The 19,439-nt window shown below is 74.9% G+C and carries 16 protein-coding genes; 4 read left to right on the top strand and 12 right to left on the bottom strand.

The window, feature by feature from the left end:
* Positions 1–20: 20 nt before the first annotated feature.
* On the bottom strand, positions 21–1,169 hold the full coding sequence (locus AC07FV_RS02220) for a carbohydrate kinase family protein (RefSeq protein ID WP_479084871.1): 1,149 nt from the start codon (positions 1,167–1,169) through the stop codon (positions 21–23).
* 421 nt (positions 1,170–1,590) lie between these two features.
* Between AC07FV_RS02220 and AC07FV_RS02215 the strand changes: the two genes are divergently transcribed.
* Complete coding sequence (locus AC07FV_RS02215) at positions 1,591–2,940, top strand: MFS transporter (RefSeq protein ID WP_479084010.1); 1,350 nt, start codon at positions 1,591–1,593, stop codon at positions 2,938–2,940.
* 3 nt (positions 2,941–2,943) lie between these two features.
* Here AC07FV_RS02215 and AC07FV_RS02210 read toward each other — a convergent pair whose 3' ends face one another.
* From AC07FV_RS02210 to AC07FV_RS02190, 5 genes are all read right to left on the bottom strand, one after another.
* Entirely contained in the window at positions 2,944–3,942 is a 999-nt protein-coding gene (locus tag AC07FV_RS02210; protein WP_479084009.1) for an adenosine deaminase, read from the bottom strand.
* 20 nt (positions 3,943–3,962) lie between these two features.
* Positions 3,963–4,868: a ribonuclease Z gene (locus AC07FV_RS02205; RefSeq protein WP_479084008.1), complete on the bottom strand. Its 906-nt coding sequence runs from the start codon at positions 4,866–4,868 to the stop codon at positions 3,963–3,965.
* 6 nt (positions 4,869–4,874) lie between these two features.
* Entirely contained in the window at positions 4,875–5,228 is a 354-nt protein-coding gene (locus AC07FV_RS02200) for a histidine triad nucleotide-binding protein (protein WP_479084006.1), read from the bottom strand.
* A gap of 138 nt (positions 5,229–5,366) precedes the next feature.
* The gene (locus tag AC07FV_RS02195) at positions 5,367–8,561 is read right to left on the bottom strand and encodes a S41 family peptidase (RefSeq protein WP_479084004.1); all 3,195 of its coding nucleotides are present in this window, start codon (positions 8,559–8,561) and stop codon (positions 5,367–5,369) included.
* Between the two features lie 72 nt (positions 8,562–8,633).
* Positions 8,634–9,149, bottom strand: coding sequence for a hypothetical protein (locus AC07FV_RS02190; RefSeq protein WP_479084002.1), 516 nt, complete (start codon positions 9,147–9,149; stop codon positions 8,634–8,636).
* A 73-nt stretch (positions 9,150–9,222) separates the two neighbouring features.
* Between AC07FV_RS02190 and AC07FV_RS02185 the strand changes: the two genes are divergently transcribed.
* A complete protein-coding gene (locus AC07FV_RS02185; protein WP_479084000.1) occupies positions 9,223–9,579 on the top strand; it encodes a hypothetical protein in 357 nt (118 codons plus the stop codon).
* A 40-nt stretch (positions 9,580–9,619) separates the two neighbouring features.
* Here AC07FV_RS02185 and AC07FV_RS02180 read toward each other — a convergent pair whose 3' ends face one another.
* The 4 genes from AC07FV_RS02180 to hrcA form a co-directional block, all read right to left on the bottom strand.
* Positions 9,620–10,369 (bottom strand): 16S rRNA (uracil(1498)-N(3))-methyltransferase, encoded by a 750-nt coding sequence (locus AC07FV_RS02180; RefSeq protein WP_479083998.1) that lies wholly within the window; start codon positions 10,367–10,369, stop codon positions 9,620–9,622.
* A complete protein-coding gene (locus AC07FV_RS02175; protein WP_384688402.1) occupies positions 10,366–11,460 on the bottom strand; it encodes a nitronate monooxygenase in 1,095 nt (364 codons plus the stop codon). The genes AC07FV_RS02180 and AC07FV_RS02175 overlap by 4 nt, the downstream gene beginning before the upstream one ends.
* Before the next feature lie 99 nt (positions 11,461–11,559).
* Positions 11,560–12,693 carry a molecular chaperone DnaJ gene (dnaJ, locus tag AC07FV_RS02170; protein ID WP_479083996.1) on the bottom strand — a complete coding sequence of 378 codons (1,134 nt, stop codon included), beginning with the start codon at positions 12,691–12,693 and terminating at the stop codon, positions 11,560–11,562.
* Positions 12,694–13,710: a heat-inducible transcriptional repressor HrcA gene (hrcA, locus tag AC07FV_RS02165; protein WP_356603291.1), complete on the bottom strand. Its 1,017-nt coding sequence runs from the start codon at positions 13,708–13,710 to the stop codon at positions 12,694–12,696.
* Positions 13,711–13,939: 229 nt separating this feature from the next.
* On the opposite strand from hrcA, the gene AC07FV_RS02160 reads away from it, so the two are divergent.
* Positions 13,940–14,674, top strand: a complete 735-nt coding sequence (locus AC07FV_RS02160) for an MBL fold metallo-hydrolase (protein WP_479083994.1) — start codon at positions 13,940–13,942, stop codon at positions 14,672–14,674.
* Positions 14,675–14,708: 34 nt separating this feature from the next.
* On the top strand, positions 14,709–15,512 hold the full coding sequence (locus tag AC07FV_RS02155) for a DUF3097 domain-containing protein (RefSeq protein ID WP_479083993.1): 804 nt from the start codon (positions 14,709–14,711) through the stop codon (positions 15,510–15,512).
* A gap of 126 nt (positions 15,513–15,638) precedes the next feature.
* Here the strand turns inward: AC07FV_RS02155 and hemW are convergent, their stop codons facing one another.
* Positions 15,639–16,868: a radical SAM family heme chaperone HemW gene (hemW, locus tag AC07FV_RS02150; RefSeq protein WP_479083991.1), complete on the bottom strand. Its 1,230-nt coding sequence runs from the start codon at positions 16,866–16,868 to the stop codon at positions 15,639–15,641.
* A 40-nt stretch (positions 16,869–16,908) separates the two neighbouring features.
* Entirely contained in the window at positions 16,909–19,326 is a 2,418-nt protein-coding gene (locus AC07FV_RS02145) for a SpoIIE family protein phosphatase (protein WP_479083989.1), read from the bottom strand.
* Between the last annotated feature and the right edge of the window lie 113 nt (positions 19,327–19,439).

The raw sequence follows: 19,439 nt of genomic DNA, 5'->3' as shown, positions 1-19,439 counted from the left end.
CGGACCGGCGGCGCGGTGCGTCAGGCCGGGCGGCGGAAGCCGATGGTCGGTACGGCGCGGCGCAGGGGCCAGGGTGCCACCAGGTCCTCCGGGACCAGGTCCGCGAGGAAGGCGTAGCGGCGCAGGGCCGCCGGGTCCTGGCCCGCCACGGACTGGACCTTGCGCCACCAGGTCGCGATCTCGCACCAGCCGGGCGCCGAGAGGGAGCCGCCGAACTCCTGGACGGAGAGGGCGGCGGTGAGGCCGGCGAAGGCCAGCCGGTCGGCCAGCGGCCAGCCGGCCAGCGTTCCGGTGACGAACCCGGCGACGAAGACGTCCCCCGCGCCGGTGGGGTCCAGGGCCTCCACCTCGATGGCCGGGACCTCGGCGCTCTCCCCCGTCCGCCGGTCCACCGCGTAGGCGCCGTCCGCGCCGAGGGTGACCACGGCGAGCGGCACGTGCTCGGTCAGGGCGTGCGCGGCCTCGCGGGGGCAGTCGGTGCCGGTGTAGCGCATGGCCTCCTCCGCGTTCGGCAGGAAGGCCTCGCAGTGCGCGAGGTCCGGCAGCTTGGCCAGGTCCCAGGCGTCGGTGTCGTCCCAGCCGACGTCGGCGAAGACGCGGGTGCCGCGCGCGGCGGCCTGGGCGATCCAGGGGGCGCGGACACCGGGCGTCAGGGAGGCGACGGCGGCACGGGCGCGCGGCGGGCACTCGGGGGACGGCTCCTCGGGGGGCGGCTCGTGGCCGTGGGAGACCATCGTGCGTTCGCCCTCGTAGGCCATCGAGACCGTCACCGGCGAGTGCCAGCCGGGCACGGTGCGCGAGGGGCTCAGGTCGATGCCCTCGCCCTGCGCGAGGGCGTCCCAGCAGTAGTCGCCGTAGTGGTCGTCGCCGAAGGCCGCGGCCAGCGAGGTGCGCAGGCCGAGGCGGGCCAGCGCGGTCGCCATGTTGGCGATGCCGCCCGGGCTCGATCCCATGCCCCGCGCCCAGGACTCGGTGCCGCGCACCGGGGCGGAGTCGAGCCCGGTGAACACGACGTCGAGGAAGACGGTGCCGGTCAGGTACACGTCCCAGGGCGGGTCCTGCGGGGTGCGCAGGGCGGCGAGGGGGTCGACCTGGGGGTGGTGGTGCCCCTCGGCGGGGACGTGGCGGTGCGTTCTCCCGTCGGCCGGCACGGCGGGTGCGGCGGGCATGGCGGGCACGTCGGACGACGTGGTGGACACGGCTGACACGGTGGACGCTGTCACGGTGCGCTCCCTGGCATGGTGCGGACCCCGCCAGTGTGCACCACACCGCCGACAACCCCGCGGCGTCCGGGCCGGTGCCGCGGGAGGCACGGCTGACGGCGGGTCACGAGGGGCCGGGCCGTCGCGGTGACGCGCGGTCAGGCCCGGTACGGGGGCGGTGGATCCGCCCGATGAGCGGATGGCGCACCGACTGCGGCGCGCGCTCCTACCCGGCCCTGATGACCGTAAACGCATATGTGATCCAGAACACACCCCCTCGCCTGTTTCACGCCTCCTCGCGCTTGATACAAATTGCCCGCGCGCACTGTCCGTCGACGGGCGTCGCCCCCCCTCTCCCGAGTCCCTTTCGCACGCCCTGGGAACGCCCGTGTTCGCCCCCCGCACCGCCCCCTGGCCCCTCGTCGCCCTTTTCACGGCCGGGTACCTGCCTCCGTATCTGCTGCCCACCACCGTCGGCAGACTCGACACCGCTCTGCCGCTCACCGCCACACAGGCGGGTGCCGTCGGCAGTGCCCTGCTGCTGAGTTCGGCGTCCGCCGGCTTCCTGCTCGCCTCCCGGATGCAGCGGCTCGGCGCCCGGACACCGGCCCGTTTCGGACTCGCGCTCGCCTTCCTCGGCTACGGCGCCGCCTCGCTCACCACCGCCGTCCCCGCCGTCGTCGCCGGCGCGGTGCTGGGCGGCCTCGGCTCCGGTACGGCCATGACCGTCGCCGCGACCCGGATCGCCGCCGAGCGGGACCCGCACCGGGCCTCCACGCTGGGCCTGCTGACCGTCTCCGCGCTGGCCGGCGCGGTGTACCTGACGGTCCCCCACCTCGGCCGGGCGCACGGCCTGCCGCTGGCCGCGATCGCCCTGACCGCGCTCGTGGTGTGGCCGCTGACCGGCCGGCTGCCGGGACCGGAGGCCGCGTCCCCGGCCGCCCAGGACACCGGGTCCACCACCCCGCTCCCGGGTCGCCGCTCGGGGCTGGTCCTCGCCGCGGCGGTGCTGTGCTGGTCCCTGGCGCAGAACTCCCTGTGGGGCGTCAGCGGCCGGATCGGCCTCACGCAGGCCGGGCTCGGTGACGCCACCCTCGGCGTCGTGTTCGCCGTCGCCCTCGGCGCGGGGCTGCTCGGGGTGCTGGCGGCCGGCGCGCTCGGGCCGCGGCTGGGACGCGCGATGCCCGTCGGGGCGGGGACGGTGGTCATCGCCGGGTGCATCGCCCTGACCGCGTCCGCGACCACTCCCACGACCTTCGCGGCCGGGGAGATCGCCTGGAACACGCTGTACCCGGTCGTGCTGTCGTACCTGATCGGCCTGGCCGCCTCGCTCGACCCGCGGGGCCGCTGGGCGGTGCTCGTCGGCTCGGCGTCCTCGCTGGGCACGGCGGCCGGGCCGCTGACCGGCAGTGTGCTGTCCGCGCAGGCCGGATACCCGGTGATGGGCCTGGTCCTCGCCGCCCTGCTGCTCGTGGTGGCCGCGCCGATGACCGCCGTCGCCCTGCACACCGGCGGGCGCCCGCTGCTGCCCGGCGCGGTCCGCCGCCGCGGTGGCACCCCGGCCGCCCTGGTCGCCGCCGCCACCGGCACGCCGAGCGGCGCCGTGCCCGAGGTCGGTGCGGCGGAGCAGGCGGTCGTGGAGATCACCGTGGACGCGCCGGCCGTCGCGGTCCGGCGTGCCTACGACACGGCGGGACCCCGGCAGGCGGCGTCCGCACCGGGGCCCGGGGCGGGCTGAGCCCTACGCCGGCGGGAAGGCGTACGCGTCGACCTCGGCGAGGTAGCGCGCCCGCAGTTCCTCGTCGTCCTCCAGGAAGGAGGCGAGGAAGGAGTTGCGGGCCAGCTCCCGCAGCCGGTCCTCGGTGAGGCCGAGCGCCTGGCGCACGGCGTCGAAGTTGTCGCCCGCGTAGCCGCCGAAGTAGGCCGGGTCGTCGGAGTTGACGGTGCACATCAGCCCGGCGTCCAGCATGGCGGGCAGCGGGTGGTCGGCGAGGGTGTCGACCGTCCGCAGCCGCACGTTGGACAGCGGGCACAGGGTCAGCGGGACGCGGTCGCGCACCAGCCGCTCGACCAGCGCCGGGTCCTCCACGCAGCGCAGGCCGTGGTCGATCCGCTCGACACCGAGGACGTCCAGGGCCTCGGTGACGTACTCCGGCGGCCCCTCCTCGCCGGCGTGCGCGACCCGGCGCAGCCCGAGGGCGGCGGCGGCCTCGTACACCTCGCGGAACTTCACCGGCGGGTGGCCCACCTCGGCCGAGTCCAGGCCGACGCCGGTGATCCGGTCGAGGTACGGCTTCGCGGCGTCGAGGGTCCGCAGGGCCGACTCGGCGGACTCGTCGCGCAGGAAGCACATGATCAGGCGGGTGGAGACGCCGTGCCGCTCCCGGCTGCGGCCCAGTGCCCGCCACAGCCCCTCCACGACCGTGCCCATCTCCACGCCCCGGACCAGGTGCGCCTGCGGGTCGAAGAAGATCTCCGCGTGCCGCACGCCCTGCGCGGCCGCGCGGGCGAGGTAGGCGTCCGCGAGGTCCTCGAAGTCCCGCTCGGTGCGCAGGACGGCCATGAGTTCGTAGTACAGGTTCAGGAAGGACTGGAGGTCCTCGAAGCGGTACGCCTCGCGCAGGGCGTCCGTGTCCGCGTACGGGAGGGACACGCCGTTGCGGGCGGCCAGCTCGAAAGCCAGCTCGGGCTCCAGGGTGCCTTCGATGTGGAGGTGCAGTTCAGCTTTGGGCAGAGGCATCAGAGCATCGTACGGCGGTTTCACCGACGTTTCGGAACCGGGACGCGGAGCAGGTCGTGGGCCACGGTCAGCTCGCCCTCGTAGCCGGCCGCCCGCGCCTGCCGCTCGAACTCCCCGGGGTCCGCGTAGCGCTGGCTGAAGTGGGTCAGGACCAGGTGCCGTACGCCCGCGTCCCGGGCGGCCCGCGCCGCCTGGCCGGCGGTCAGGTGGCCGTGGTCGCCGGCGAGGGTCTCGTCCTCGTCGAGGAAGGTCGACTCGATGACCAGCAGGTCGCAGTCCTCGGCGAGCGCGTGCACGCCCGGGCAGAGCCGGGTGTCCATCACGAAGGCGAACCGCTGGCCGCGGCGGACCTCGCTGACCTCGTCGAGCGATACGCCGTTCAGCGAGCCTTCGCGCTGGATGCGGCCCACGTCGGGGCCCTTGATGCCGTGCGCGGCCAGGCGGTCCGGGAGCATGCGCAGGCCGTCGGGCTCGGTGAGGCGGTAGCCGTACGACTCGACGGGGTGGGAGAGCCTGCGGGCGTCCAGGGTGTAGGCGGGGGTGACCGCGAGGGGGCCGTCGGTGTCGACCGGGGACTCGGTGAGGGCGACCGTCTCGCGGTAGGCGGTGGCGTACCGCAGGCGGTCGAAGAAGCGCTGCCCGGAGCGGGGGTAGTGGGCGGTGACCTCGTGCGGCACCCGGTCGAGGTTGACGCGCTGGATGACGCCGGCGAGGCCGAGGCTGTGGTCCCCGTGGAAGTGCGTGACGCAGATCCGGTTCAGGTCGTGGGCGGCGACCCCGGCGCGCAGCATCTGGCGCTGCGTGCCCTCGCCGGGGTCGAACAGGATGCCCTCGCCGTCCCAGCGCAGCAGGTAACCGTTGTGGTTGCGGTGGCGGGTGGGGACCTGGCTGGCGGTGCCGAGGACCACCAGTTCACGTACGGACACGGCTGCCTATCCGGGGGGCCATTCGAGGCCTCGGCCGCCGAGGACGTGGGCGTGGGTGTGCCAGACGGTCTGGCCGGCTCCGCTGCCGGTGTTGAAGATGGTGCGGTGGCTGTCCAGCTTCTCCTGGTCCGCGACGGCCTGGGTCTCGCGCAGGACGTCCGCCGCCAGTTCCGGGGCGCCGGCGGCGAGCGCGCCCGCGTCCCGGTAGTGGGCCTTGGGGATCACCAGGACGTGCGTGGGCGCCTGGGGGTTGATGTCCCGGAAGGCGACGGTCGTGTCCGTCTCGCGGACGATCGTCGCGGGGGTCTGGCCTGCGACGATCTTGCAGAACAGGCAGTCGTCCTGTGGTTCGCCCGCCATGCGCGTGCGCTCCTTTTCGCTGGTGGGATGGTACGGGGCATGCTAGTCGTTCGGGTGCGGCCGCGTGGGGGGCGATCGCGCGGTACCCCGCGCCCCTCGGGTCGCGCCCCTCAGGCCGCGCCCCTCAGGCCACGCCCCTCAGGCCGGCAGTTCCGGCGGCGTCTTCGCCGGTGTCGACTCCAGTGCCTCCAGCGCCAGTCCGATCGCCTCGTCCAGCTGGGGGTCGCGGCCCGCCGCGTGGTCCTGGGGGCGCTGCGGGACCTCGACGTCGGGGTCGACGCCGTGGTTCTCCACGCCCCAGCCGTAGCCCTCCAGCCAGAAGGCGTACTTGGGCTGGGTGATAAGCGTGCCGTCGACCAGCCGGTAGCGGCTGTCGATGCCGATGACGCCGCCCCAGGTGCGGGTGCCGACGACCGGGCCGATGCCGAGGGCCTTGATCGCGGCGTTGACGATGTCGCCGTCGGAGCCGGAGAACTCGTTGGCGACGGCGACGACCGGTCCGCGGGGCGCGTCCAGCGGGTAGCTCGACGGACGCATGCCGCGCGGCAGGTCCCAGCCGACGATCCGTCGGGCCAGCTTCTCGACGACGAGCTGGGAGGTGTGCCCGCCGCGGTTCTCCCGGACGTCGACGACCAGGCCCTCCCGGACCACCTCGACGCGCAGGTCGCGGTGGAGCTGGGCCCAGCCGGCGCCGACCATGTCGGGCACGTGGAGGTAGCCGAGCCGGCCGCCGGAGCGCTCGTGGACGTAGGCGCGGCGGTCGGCTACCCAGGCGTGGTAGCGCAGGGGCTCCTCGTCCGCGAGGGGGACGACGACGGCGTGCCGCGGTTCGCCGCCGCCGGAGGGGGAGACGGTCAGCTCGACCGGCTTGCCCGCGGTGCCGACGAGCAGCGGGTTCGGCCCGGTGACCGGGTCCACGGGCTGTCCGGCGACCGCGACGATCGCGTCCCCGGCGCGCACGGCGACACCGGGCGCGGCGAGCGGGGAGCGGGCCTCGGGGTCGGAGGTCTCCGAGGGCAGCACGCGGTCGATGCGCCAGGTGCCGTCCTCGTGGCGGGAGAGGTCGGCGCCGAGCAGTCCCTGCCGGGCGCCGGAGCCGTGGCCGCCGCGCGGGGTGACGTAGGCGTGCGAGGTGCCGAGTTCGCCGTGCACCTCCCACAGGAGGTCGACCAGGTCGTCGTGGGTGGCGAGGCGGTCCAGGACGGGCCGGTAGCGGTCCAGGACGCCGTCCCAGTCGACGCCGTTCATGTCGGGCCGCCAGAAGTGGTCCCGCATGATGCGGCCGGTCTCGTCGAACATCTGCCGCCACTCGGCGGCCGGGTCGACGGTCTGCCGGACGCGGCCGAGGTCGACGGTGATGTTGGTGTCGCTGTCCTCGTCGCCGGAGGCCCGCCGGTCGCTCGGCACGACCTTGAGGCGTCCGTCGGTCCACAGCAGCACCCGCTTGCCGTCGCCGCTCACCTCGAAGTGGTCGGCGTCCCCGGCCAGGTGCTCGACGCGCTGCTGGACCAGGTCGTAGCGCTCCAGCTCGGTGTGCGGGTCGGGGTCGTCCGGGGTGGCGCGGGAGGCGCCGAGGACGCCGGTGACCGGGTGGCGCAGCCACAGCACGCCGTCCTTGGCGGCGCGCAGCCCGGAGTAGCGGGCGGCCTCGACCGGGAAGGGCACGATGCGGTCGGCGAGGCCCTCGATGTCGATCCGGGTGGTCGGGGTGCCCTCGCTGTCGGGGGTCTCGTCCGGGTTCTCGAAGGCGCGGCCGTGGCGCTGCGGGCCGAAGGGCGAGGGGGTGGTCGCGGCGAGGGTGATCAGGTACGGGCGGGCGCCCTCGACGAAGGCCAGGTCGAAGACGTGCTCGTCGTAGACCGGGTCGAAGGAGCGGGTGGAGAGGAAGGCGAGGTGCTTGCCGTCCAGGGTGAAGGCCGGCGCGTAGTCCTTGAAGCGCAGCGGGGTCGCCTCGGAGACCGACAGGTCGGTGGTGTTGGCGAGCTTGAGCTGGCGCAGCGGGTCGGGGCCGGGGTGGGACCAGGCGAGCCAGGCGGAGTCGGGCGAGAAGACCAGCCCCGAGGCGTCGCCGTCGTCGCTGCGGTCGACCTCGCGGACCTCGCCGGTCTCCCGTTCGACGAGCAGGACCCGTCCGTCGTGCGAGGCGACGGCGGCCCGGCTGCCGTCGGGCGCCATGGCGAGGGCGAGCACCCGGCCGAGCTGCCCGGCGGCGATGCGCCGCGCGGTGGCGCCCGGCGCGAGCCCGGTGGCGGGCGCGAACTCCAGGGCGTCCTCGCCCTCGGCGTCCGTCACCCACACCACCCATTCCTCGCCGTCGGCGCGGAAGGCGCGCGGCAGCCGGGTCCGTACGCCGGGCTGCGCGGCCAGTGCGCGGGCGGGCCCCGAGCGGTGGGTGACCCAGTGGACTCCCCCGCGGACGGCGACGGCGCTGCCGCGCGCGGTGTGGTCGGGGGACGCGGAGCCGAACCAGCGGGCCGCGTTCACCGGGTGGGCCCGCAGGTCGACGCGCGCACCGCCGAGCCGGATCTCCAGCCGGCGCGGCTCGGCCCCGTCCAGGTCGTCCAGCGTCCACAGCTCGCCGGCGCCGGCCCAGACGACACGGGCGCCGTCGGTGGCCGCGTGCCGGGCGTAGAAGCCTCCGAGCGGGGTGTGGCGGCGCAGGTCGGAGCCGTCGGCGAGGGAGGAATAGAGGGCGCCGGTGCCCTCGTGGTCGGAGAGGAAGGCGAGGCGCTCGCCGACCCAGAAGGGGTACTCGATGTTTCCGTCGAGTTCGCTGTGGAGCCGTACGAACTCGCCGTCGTCCTCGGCGTCGATCCACAGCTTGCCCGCCGTGCCGCCCCGGTAGCGCTTCCACCAGGCGGCCTCGCGGCCCATCGTCGCGGACAGCAGCACGGTGTGCGGGCCGTGCGCGACGTCGCCGACGGGCCCGTACGGCAGGACGGTGGCCGGTCCGCCGTCGAGCGGGACGGCGCGGGCCCAGGAGCGACGCAGGCTGGCCTGCCCGTGGCTGCTGAGGGCGAGGACCTCCCCGTCCGGGGTCCAGCCGCGGACCTGGGTCCTGGCGCTGCCCCAGTGGGTGATGCGCCGGGCGGGGCCGCCGTCGACGGGGGCGATGTGCACCTCGGGGGCGCCGTCGCGGGTGGAGGTCCAGGCGACCGTGGTGCCGTCGGGCGAGACGCGCGGGTGGTTCACCGGCACGTTGTCGGCGCTGACCCGCCAGGCCCGGCCGCCGTCGAGCGGCGCGAGCCACACGTCGTCCTCGGCGGTGAAGGCGACCAACTCGCCGTGCGGGTGCGGAAAACGGAGGTAGGCAGACGCTGCGGGCTGTGTCACCCCCTCACCCTATGCAGGGGTGCCGTCCGCCGACAGAGGTTCGGATCACTTGCCGGGCGCCGCCGACCGGGACTACTTGCCCTGCACCGGACGGCAGTGCGGGTCGTCCGGGCACCAGATGGTCCGGGTGACGGTGACCGTGGGCCCGGGCCGCTGCGGGTCGGGCCGGCCCGCGGGCGGGGCGCTGGTGGCGTCGCAGTCGCCGAGCCCCTCGACCCGGAACCACTCCTTGCCGCCCACCTTCGCGGTCAGGTCGCCGCGCACGCAGGCGCCGTTGACGACCCGGGTGACCTCGCCGTCGACGGTGATGTCCTTCCCGTCGTCGGTCTTGCCCTTGCAGTCGACCGAGGCGACGGTGTCCTCTCCCGCCGACGCGGTGGAGCCGTCGTCCCCGTAGGAGGCGGTGCAGGTGAGCCACCGCACCTGTGCCTTCTGCCGCTGCAGTTCGCGTGTCACGGTCTGGTCGGTCGTGTACGCCACGGACGCGGAACTGAGCCCGCCCGGGTCGCACGCGCCCACGCCGGCGACGGCGACGACCGCGCCGACGACCACCGGAGCCACGCGCCGGATCCGCCTCGATGCCCCCATGGAAGGCAGGGTGCCACCGCGGCGGGCCCGAACGGTAGGGCGCATACGGCCACTCGGCACTACCGTGGGGCGGATGGGCGGTGGTGGTCGGATCCGGAGGCTCGTCGTGGACGGGACGGTCCCCTACGTGTGGTCGGTGCGGCACCGGCACAGCGTCACGGGCCCCTGTCAGGAGACGCTCACCCTCTCCCGCGACGGGACGTGCACCCGCCTGCTGTTCCGGGGCGGCGCGGACCGGTTCGTCCCCGACGGGTTCCTGCCCTCGGGCTGCGTGGCCCTGGGCGACGAGGCGCTCAACCTGCACGAACCGGGGGTCGTACGGGCCTTCGTCGACGAGGCGGCCCGGCGCGGGCTGCTCGGCCGCTCCGCGGACCTGGACGGCTGGGACCTGTTCCCGGCGGTCGCCGCCGCCCGCGCGGCGGCCGGCTGACGGGGACCGCACGGCGGCGGCCGGCGGAGACCGGCGGCCGTCAGGACCAGCGGCCGGTGCGGGCCAGCAGGACGGCGGTCGCCGCGGTACCGGCGGTGGAGGTGCGCAGGACGCTGCGGCCCAGGCGGTAGGGCTTGGCGCCCGCTTCGGCGAAGAGCGCCAACTCCTCGGGGGACACGCCTCCTTCGGGACCGACGACCAGCACGATGTCCCCGGAGGCGGGGAGTTCGGCCGCCGCCAGGGGCTCGTCGCCGCTCTCGTGGAGTACGGCGGCGAAGTCGGCGTCGGCCAGAAGTGACGCAACCTGCTTGCTCGTCGCCGCGTCCGCGACCTCGGGGAAGCGGACCCGGCGGGACTGCTTGCCGGCCTCCCGGGCCGTCGCCCGCCACTTGCCGAGCGCCTTCAGGCCGCGCTCGCCCTTCCACTGGGTGATGCAGCGGGACGCCGCCCACGGCACGATCGCGTCGACACCGACCTCCGTCATCGTCTCGACGGCCAGCTCGCCGCGGTCGCCCTTGGGCAGGGCCTGCACGACGGTGAGGCGGGGCCGCTCCTCGGGCTCCTCGTGGACGGGTTCCAGTCCGCCGACGACGAGGCGGTCCTTGCCCTCGGCGGCCTTCACCACGCCCTCGGCCCAGCGTCCGCGTCCGTCGGTGAGGACGACGTCCTCGCCGGTCCGCAGCCGCTTCACGGAGACGGCGTGCCGTCCCTCGGGGCCGTCCAGGACGTACTCCCCGCCCGGCAGGTCCCTGGGCCCGAGCGAGTCGACCACGAACACCGGTGCCGTCATCGGCCCGTACCTCCCGACGTGAAGCCCGACCAGCCTGACAACGCTGTCCCGGCGGCGGCGAGTTCGGCCACCAGCACCTCCACCAGCTGCCCGGCGGGCAGTTCCCGGGCCATCCGGTGGCCCTGTCCGGCCCACAGCGCCATGCCCTGCGCGTCGCCCGCCTTCGCCGCGGCCTTGCGCAGCGGCGCGGTGAGGTGGTGGACGTCCGGGTAGGCGGCGGGGGCGTAGGCCCCGTGCTCGCGCAGGAAGCGGTTGACCAGGCCGCGGGCGGGGCGGCCGGAGAAGGCCCGGGTCAGTTCGGTGCGGACGAACAGGGGGTTGGTCAGGGCCTGCTTGTGCAGGGCGTGCGCGCCGGACTCGGGGGTGGCGAGGAAGGCGGTGCCCAGCTGGGCCGCGCTCGCGCCCGCCGCGAGGACCGCGGCGATCTGGCCGCCGCGCATGATGCCGCCGGCGGCGACGACGGGCAGGCTCACCGCCTCCCGGACCTGGGCGACCAGGGACAGCAGCCCGGTGCCGGTGCCGCCCGTCTCCGGGTTGTCGCGGTGGGTGCCCTGGTGTCCGCCGGCTTCGGCGCCCTGCGCGATCACCGCGTCGGCGCCGGACCGCTCGACGGCCCTGGCCTCCTCCGCGGTGGTCGCCGCGACCAGGGCGAAGGTGCCGACGCGGTGCAGGGAGTCGACGACCTCGCGGCTCGGGACGCCGAAGTGGAACGACACCACCGGCACGGGGTTGTCCAGCAGCACCGCGAGCTTGGTCTCGTAGCCGTCGTCGCGGCCGCTGTCGGGGTCGCCCAGCTCCGTCTCGTACCAGGCGGCCTCGCCGGCCAGCTGGTGGGCGTAGACGCCGACGGCGGCGGGGTCGGCCGTCTCCGGCTGCGGCATGAAGAGGTTGACGCCGAAGGGGCGGCCGGTCAGTCCCCGCAGCTGCTTGATCTCCTCGTACATCCCGTCCGCGGTCTTGTACCCGGCGGCCAGGAAGCCCAGCCCTCCCGCCTCGCAGACCGCGGCGGCGAGCTGCGGCACGGAGACGCCGCCCGCCATGGGCGCCTGCACGATCGGGTAGGGGAAGAGATCGGTCAGTGCGGAGGACATGACGGCATGTTGTCACGTCCTCCGAACAAGTCCGAATCCGGGCGTCCGTCGGCATACGCCAGGAGCATCCGCACCACGGAGCCCCTGGCGAGCCTCGCGTCACCGCCCGTTGAAGGCGTCCTTCAGACGGGAGAACAGCCCCTGCTGACCCGGCTGGAACTGCCCCTGCGGGCGCTCCTCGCCCCGCAGCTTGGCCAGCTCGCGCAGGACGCGCTCCTGCTCGGTGTCGAGCTTGGTGGGCGTGGTGACCTCGACGTGGACGATGAGGTCGCCCCGGCCGCCGCCGCGCAGGTGGGTGACGCCGCGGCCGTGCAGCGGGATCGACTGGCCGGACTGGGTGCCCGGGCGGATGTCGACCTCCTCCATGCCGTCGAGGGTCTCCAGCGGCACCTTGGTGCCGAGGGCCGCCGCCGTCATCGGGATGGTGACCGTGCAGTGCAGGTCGTCGCCGCGGCGCTGGAAGGTGGAGTGCGGCAGCTCGTGGATCTCGACGTACAGGTCGCCGGCGGGGCCGCCGCCGGGGCCGACCTCGCCCTCGCCCGCGAGCTGGATCCGCGTGCCGTTGTCGACGCCGGCCGGGATCTTCACGGTCAGCGTGCGCCGGGAGCGCACCCGGCCGTCGCCCGCGCACTCCGGGCACGGGGTCGGGACCACGGTGCCGAAGCCCTGGCACTGGGGGCAGGGCCGGGAGGTCATGACCTGGCCCAGGAAGGACCGGGTGACCTGCGAGACCTCACCGCGGCCACGGCACATGTCACAGGTCTGGGCCGAGGTGCCGGGGGCCGCGCCCTCGCCGTTGCAGGTGTTGCAGACGACGGCCGTGTCGACCTGGATGTCCTTGGTCGTGCCGAAGGCGGCCTCGTCCAGCTCGATCTCGATGCGGATCATCGCGTCCTGGCCCCGGCGGGTGCGCGAGCGCGGTCCGCGCTGCGACGCCGTGCCGAAGAACGCGTCCATGATGTCCGAGAAGTTCCCGAAGCCACCCGCGCCGAAGCCGCCCGCACCGCCGGCGGCCTGCGAGAGGGGGTCGCCCCCGAGGTCGTAGACCTGCTTCTTCTGCGGGTCCGAGAGCACCTCGTAGGCGGCGTTGATCTCCTTGAACCGCTCCTGGGTCTTCGGATCGGGGTTGACGTCCGGGTGCAGCTCGCGGGCGAGCCTCCGGAACGCCTTCTTGATCTCGTCCTGGGAAGCGTCGCGGCGCACGCCGAGTACGGCGTAGTAGTCCGTGGCCACCTAAGACTCCGCCAGGATCTGTCCGACGTACCGTGCCACTGCGCGTACCGCTCCCATCGTTCCCGGGTAGTCCATGCGGGTCGGTCCGACCACGCCGAGCTTGGCAACCGCCTCGCCGCCCGAACCGTAGCCCACCGACACGACGGACGTGGAGTTGAGTCCCTCGTGGGCGTTCTCGTGACCGATACGGACGGTCACACCCGGATCCTTCGCCTCGCCGAGCAGCTTGAGGAGCACGACCTGCTCCTCCAGCGCCTCGAGGACGGGTCGGATCACCAAGGGGAAGTCGTGCCCGAAGCGGGTCAGATTGGCGGTGCCGCCGATCATGAGCCGCTCCTCGTTCTCCTCGACCAGCGTCTCCAGCAGGGTGGAGAGCACCGTGGAGACCGTACCGCGATCCTCGGCCTCGAAGGCCTCGGGGAGATCCTCGACCAGACTCGGCACGTCCGTGAAACGGCGGCCCGCGACCCGGCTGTTGAGCCGCGCGCGCAGGTCCGCCAGGGACGACTCCCCGAACGGCGCCGGGCAGTCGACCATCCGCTGCTCGACCCGCCCGGTGTCCGTGATCAGCACCAGCATCAGGCGCGCGGGCGCCAGCGCCAGCAGCTCCACGTGCCGCACGGTCGAGCGGGTCAGCGAGGGGTACTGCACGACGGCGACCTGCCGGGTCAGCTGCGCGAGCAGCCGCACCGTACGGGCCACCACGTCGTCGAGGTCGACGGCGCCCTCCAGGAAGTTCTGGATGGCACGCCGCTCGGGCGCGGTCATCGGCTTGACGCCGGCCAGCTTGTCGACGAAGAGCCGGTAGCCCTTGTCGGTGGGGATGCGCCCGGCGCTGGTGTGCGGCTGGGCGATGAACCCCTCGTCCTCCAGGGCCGCCATGTCATTGCGCACGGTGGCCGGGGAGACGCCGAGGTTGTGCCGCTCGGTGAGGGCCTTGGAACCGACCGGCTCCTCGGTGCCGACGTAGTCCTGGACGATGGCGCGCAGCACCTTCAGCCTGCGTTCACTGAGCATCGCGCACACCTCCAGAAGTCGTCCGCCCGGTGTTCCTCCTGGCACTCACCGTGGACGAGTGCCAGACTTCCCCGGCCCAGTGTACGGCCGTGGGGTACGCCCCCGGCAAGGCCGGGCCGCGCCGCCGTGCGCGCGGGTGCCGCACCGCTAGGGCCTCTCTGACGCGAGAGTGCGTGCGTGGCGTCACGAGGCAGGCGGGAATCGTCAGACAGGCCCTAGCGTCGCCGTCGTGACAGTGACTTGGGAAGACCTGGGATGGGAGCGGCTGGCCGACGGGGTGGGCCGGTGCCGGCTGCCGGTGTGGGACTGCACGGCGGGGCTGGTCGTCGGCGCGGGCACGGCACTGGTCGTGGACACCGGGTCGAGCCTCGGGGAGGGCGCCCGGGTGCGTGCGCAGGCACGGCGGCTCGCCGGTCACCGTGTGACGCATCTCGCGCTGACCCACCCGCACTTCGACCACGTCTTCGGCGCGGCGGCCTTCGCGGGCGTGGAGGTCCACGGCGCGGCGGGCGTCGGGGCGGTGTTCGCGCCGGGCGGACGGGGGCGGGAGGCGCTGCGTGCGGACGCGGTGGCGGAGGGGCTGGACGCGGGGGCGGCCGAGGAGGCGGCCGACGCGCTCGTCCGCGTCCACCGCGAGGTCGACGGCGCGTACCCGCTCGACCTGGGCGGCGGCCGGCGGGTGCTGCTGGCCGACGTGGGGCCGGGGCACACCGGCCAGGACCTCGCGGTGCTGGTGCCGGGTGATCCGCCGGTCGTGTTCTGCGGCGACCTGGTCGAGGAGTCCGGCGAGCCGCAGGCGGGCCCGGACGCCGTGCCCGCGCGCTGGCCGGCCGCCCTGGACCGGCTGCTCGCCCTGGGCGGTGCGGACGCGCTGTACGTGCCCGGCCACGGAGCGGTGGTGGACGCGGCGTTCGTCCGGTCCCAACGGGACGCGCTGGCCGCGCGCTTCGGCGTGTCGCGCTGATCACGGACGGCGGATTCCTCGTATCGTCCTGAGAATGCGCCAGTACTCCGCCGACCTGACCCCTCCGTGGAAGAAGCCGCAGCCGGTACCGGAGGTCCCGGCCGATCCCGGCCTGGTGGTCGAGGAGCCCGGCACCGGCTTCTGCGGTGCGGTGACCGGCTGCGAGGCGGGCACGGTGACCCTGGAGGACCGCTTCGGCAAGCGCCGGGCCTTCCCGATGGAGCCGCGCGGCTTCCTGCTGGAGGGGCGCGTGGTGACCCTGGTGCGCCCGTCGTCCGGTCCGGTGCGGCCCGCCCGCACGGCGTCCGGTTCGGTCGCCGTCCCCGGGGCGCGCGCCCGGGTGGCCCGGGCCGGGCGGATCTACGTCGAGGGGCGGCACGACGCCGAGCTGGTCGAGAAGGTGTGGGGCGACGACCTGCGCGTCGAGGGCGTCGTGGTCGAGTACCTGGGGGGCGTGGACGACCTGCCGGCGATCGTCGCCGAGTTCGGTCCGGGGCCGGACGCGCGGCTGGGGGTCCTGGTGGACCACCTGGTGCCGGGGTCGAAGGAGTGGCGGATCGCGAAGGACGTGACGAGCGAGCACGCGCTGGTCGTGGGCCACCCGTACATCGACATCTGGGAGGCGGTGAAGCCGGCGTCGGTCGGCATCGACGCCTGGCCCCGGGTGCCGCGCGGCCAGGACTGGAAGACGGGCGTGTGCCGGGCCCTGGGGTGGCCGCCGGAGAACACCGGGGCGGTGTGGCAGGCGATCCTGGCGCGGGTGGGTTCGTACAAGGACCTGGAGCCGGAGCTGCTGGGCAGTGTGGAACGACTCATCGATCACGTGACCGTGTCCTGAACGTCGACCGGGCGTTGACAGACCGGGCCTGGTGGGCTGCTCTCCGCCGCTGCGGAGACGGTCCGTCGATGAGTTCGTCGACACGCCCGAGCAGTTCCTGCTCCCCGCCATAGCGGGGATGACCCTTCAGTCCACCAGGTCCCGCACCACCGCGTCCGCCAGCAGCCGCCCCCGCAGCGTGAGCACGGCGCTCCCCGCCTCGTACGGCGCCTCCTGGAGCAGTCCGTCGGACAGCGCCCGCCGTGACGCCGCGAGCCCCGGCTCCCGCAGCAGCGACAGCGGGACGCCCTCCCGCAGCCGCAGCTCCAGCAGGATGCGCTCGACGCGCCGGTCCTCGTCCGTCAGGATCTCCCGCCCGGCTCCCGGCGACCGCCCCTCCGCCAGCGCTGCCGCGTAGGCCCCCGGGTGCTTCACGTTCCACCAGCGCACGCCGCCCACGTGCGAGTGCGCGCCCGGCCCGGCGCCCCACCAGTCGGCGCCTCGCCAGTACAGCTCGTTGTGGAGGCAGCGCCCCGCGTCCGAGGTGGCCCAGTTCGACACCTCGTACCAGTCGAAGCCCGCCGCCGACAGCCGCTCCTCCGCGATCAGGTACCGGTCGGCGTGCACGTCGTCGTCGGTCATCGGGACCTCGCCGCGCCGGATGCGGCGGGCCAGCTGGGTGCCCTCCTCGACGATCAGGGCGTACGCGGAGACGTGGTCGGGTCCGGCGCCGAGCGCGGCGTCGAGGGTCGCGCGCCAGTCGTCGTCGGACTCGCCCGGCGTGCCGTAGATCAGGTCCAGGTTGACGTGGTCGAAGCCGGCCGCGCGGGCCTCGGCGACGCACGCCTCCGGGCGGCCCGGGGTGTGGGTGCGGTCCAGCACCTTCAGGACGTGCTGGCGGGCGCTCTGCATGCCGAAGGAGACCCGGTTGAAGCCGCCCTCCCGCAGGGTGGCGAGGTACGCCGGGTCGACCGACTCGGGGTTGGCCTCCGTCGTGACCTCCGCGTCGGCGGCGAGGCCGAACTCGTCGCGGATCGCCCCCAGCATCCGGACCAGGTCGCCGGCGGCCAGCAGGGTGGGCGTACCGCCGCCGACGAAGACCGTGCGGACCTCGCGGGGGTCGTCGCCGAGCACCTTGCGGGCGAGGCGGACCTCGTCGACGAGTGTCTCGGCGTAGTTGTCCCGGGAGGCGAGGACGCCGCCGGTGCCGCGCAGCTCGGTGGCGGTGTAGGTGTTGAAGTCGCAGTATCCGCAGCGGGTCGCGCAGTACGGGACGTGCAGGTAGAAACCGAGGGGGCGGTCGGCGGCGGCGAGCGCGGACGCCGGGAGGGCGCCGTCGGAGGGGACGGGTTCGCCGTCGGGCAGTGCGGAGGGCATGCGTTCCATTGTCCCGCACCCCGCCTCGTGCCCCGGGCCGTCACTCCGCCTGGAGCACCAGCAGCGCCAGATCGTCTTCCGGGGGCCGGGCCCCGAACTCGTGCACCAGCCGCCTGATGCGCTCCGCGACCAGGCCCGCGTCGAGCCCCGCGCACCCGGCGAGCGCCGCCGCCAGACCGTCCCCGTCGTCGAACTGGCGGGAGCCGCTGCGCCGCTCGGTGACCCCGTCCGTGACGCACAGCAGGGTGTCCCCGGAGCCCAGGTCGAAGGTCTCACTGGTGTACGTCGCGTCCTCGACGACCCCGAGCAGCGTCTGCGGCTGCGCGACCGCGCGGACGGTGCCGTCGGGCCCGAGGAGCAGGGGCAGCGGGTGCCCGGCGGAGGCCAGGGTGCAGCGCACGCCGCCCTCGAACGGGACCAGCTCGCCGTAGAGCAGGGACAGGAAGCGGGTCTGCGGTCCGTCGCCCGGGGCAACCGGACGGCCGCCGACGGCGACCAGGGCGCGCGCGGCGGCCTCGGCGGCCTCGGTGGCGTCGTCGAGGAGCAGTTGGTTGAGGCGGTCGAGGACGTCCGGGACGCCGTACCCCTCGCGGGCCAGCAGCCGCAGCCAGGGCCGGGCGAGCCCGATGACGACGGCGGCCTCGGGGCCCTTGCCCTGGACGTCGCCGACGGCGAAGCACCAGCGGCCGTCGCCGGCCGGGAAGAGGTCGTAGAAGTCGCCGCTGGGGCCGCCCTTGTCGCACGGTTCGTAGACCAGGGCGCTGCGCACGCCGGGGATCTCGGCGACGGCACCGGGCAGCAGGCCGCGTTGCAGGACGGCGCTGATGGTGGCCTGCCGGGCGTACTGGCGGGCGGCGCCGATGGCGAGCGCCACGCGGCGGCTGAGGTCCTCGACGAGGCCGCTGATCTCGTCCGGGAAGCGGGAGGTGCCGGACCGCCCGATGACGAGGGTGCCCAGCGGCCGGCCGCCCGCGACCAGCCGGTAGGCGAGCGCGGCGCCCTGCGTGCCGTCCGGGCCGAGCCCCTCCGCGGGCCAGGGGTGGTCGACGGGGCCGGAGCGCCAGGGATCGCGCGGGCGGGGCGGGTCCTTCTCCAGGACCCGGCGCAGTTCCTCGATGTGGCTCTCGCTGCCGTGCCAGACGCGGGCCAGCCGCGCTCCGACGGCCGAGCCGGGGTCGTCGCTCCACGCTCCCCGGCCGAGGGACTCGTCCTCCAGCCACACGGCGCACCAGTCGGCGAGCCGCGGCACGATCAGCTGGCCGGTGAGGGAGGCGACGAGGTCCTCGTCGAGCTGACCGGCCAGGAGGTCGGAGGCCTCGGCGAGGAAGGACAGGGCACCGTGTCCCAGCCACTCCCGGTCGCGCAGGCCACGCGGTCCGGTGGCCGCCTCCACGTCCCACCAGAAGGGCCACTGCGGGGGCTCCGCCCGGTCGGCGTCCTCCTCGCGTCCCGGGTGCTCCGGTCCTCCCTCCGGTGCCGTCGGACCCGGGCCGGGCAGGACGCCCTTCGGTTCGGGCGCAGCACCCTCGGTGCCGGTCGGAACGCTTCGGACCGGCCCACCCGGCGAGGATCGCGGCCCGGCCGGACCCGGCCCCGGGTCCGGGTCCGGGGCCGGCGGGAGGTCACCCGCGTACTCCGCATCGTCCGGGGCCCGAAAGCCGGCCGGGACGGCCGGGACGCCCGGACTGCCCGGACCGCCGGGGTCGACCGAAACGTCCCGGCCTTCGGTGCCGCCCGAACCGTTCGCGCCATGCGAGGCGTACGGGGCGGGTGTGCCCTGCGGGGGGTGCGTACCGTCGGCGCCGTCCCCGGTCGCCGCGCCCTCCGCGCCCTCCCCGCCCCTCACGCCCCCGGGCCGCTCCCCCGGCGGTTCCGCGAGCGGCGACCCGCCGCGGCGCCACCCCCGGCCCCCGGCGTACGCCTCGGTCCGCTCGGTGACGTCGGTGCCGACCGCCGGCAGCCGCGCCCACACCGTCTTGGTGCCCGGCCGGTACGTGATGCCCCAGGCCTCGGAGAGCGCGGCGACGAGCCGCAGGCCGCGCCCGTACTCCGCGACGTCCTGCGGTGTCTCGTGGTTGCCGCCCCTGGGCGCACGGGAGGGGTGGTGGTCCGTGGCCTCGACGACGAGGGTGCCCGTCTCCTCCAGCCGGCAGACCACCTCGACGTCGGTACCGGCGTGGACGACGGCGTTGGTGACCAGTTCGCTGACCGCCACCAGGGCGTCGGCGACGAGGTGCTCCGTCAGCCGGCCCGTCCCGGGCAGGCCGAGCGCGGACCAGTCGGCCAGCGCGTCCCGCACCATCGCGCGGGCCGCGCCCGGCGCCAGGGAGCTTCCGAGCAGGGTCACGTGCGCCGGCGCGCACCCCTGGTCCGGTGCCTCGGACGATGCCTCGGCGGTGTGCGCCGGCGCCCCGCCGGCGTGGGAGACGGTCTCCCGTTGCGTCGGAATGGCCCCCATGGACGGCTCCCCGGGCAGTTCGTGCGAGTACTTCGCAGTCGATGCCGACAGAGTGACAGACCGGACCCGTCCATAAGCGTCGAGTTACCGAAGTGGGCCGCCATGAGTGAGAA

This window comes from Streptomyces sp. NPDC045956 (assembly GCF_056430705.1).
This window is presented reverse-complemented; position numbering and strand designations above follow the sequence as displayed.